The following is a 691-nucleotide window of genomic DNA, read 5'->3' as shown; positions in this document are numbered from 1 at the left end:
CAATATGGCCTGATCCGCATTCCCGCCGGCGCAGTCGCCAGCCGTTCTCGCCGCAGACGGCGCCGCAGGACGTTTTCATGGAGATTGCCGACGCGCGGCGGTCTATGCCGAGGCCGTCACCACCATGACCGCCTGCGCCCGCAAGGCCATGGCGCTGGCGGGCATCGGCGCCGCGGACGTGACGCGCTTCGTGCCGCACCAGGCCAACACCCGCATCTTCGAGGCGGTGCGGCGCAACCTTGCCTTGCCGCAGGAGAGCCTCGTCTCCACCATCGCGGAGTTCGGAAACTCCTCCGCCGCCACCATCCCCTTCTCGCTCGCCGCGAGCGCGGAGGAGGCGCCGCCGCGTCGGGGCGAGAAGGTGTTGCTCACCGCCGTGGGTGCCGGCCTCACCGGCGGAGCGCTGGTGCTCGGCTTCTGACGCCGGGTGCGCCCGGCGGGGGCGGAATGCGCCGGGTTTGACATCGCGCATTCCCCAGCGGGAGGCGGAGCGACATTCTGTGCTCGACCGTCGATCTGCCCCTTGCGTCGTTCAGGAGGCGCGCATCTCCCAAGCCCGCGCCGCGCCCGCGCCCATAACGCTCCCGCCTCACGCTCTGCCCGCCGCCGACCTCACGGCGCGCTTCGAGGTCGCGCCCGCACGCGGCCTGACGCAGGTGCAATGCGCCGCCCCGGCGCGCCGCCCACGGGC

The 691-nt window shown here is 72.9% G+C and carries 1 protein-coding gene; it reads left to right on the top strand.

The window, feature by feature from the left end; all coding sequences use genetic code 11:
• Positions 1-124 precede the first annotated feature (124 nt).
• Entirely contained in the window at positions 125-421 is a 297-nt protein-coding gene (locus AC2W7M_RS26865) for a 3-oxoacyl-[acyl-carrier-protein] synthase III C-terminal domain-containing protein (RefSeq protein WP_486136275.1), read from the top strand.
• The last annotated feature ends 270 nt before the right edge of the window (positions 422-691 follow it).

This window comes from Xanthobacter sp. BG11Y11_SDJG (assembly GCF_057364445.1).
Note: the sequence above shows the minus strand (reverse complement) of the source record. Positions and strands in the feature narration are given on the sequence as shown.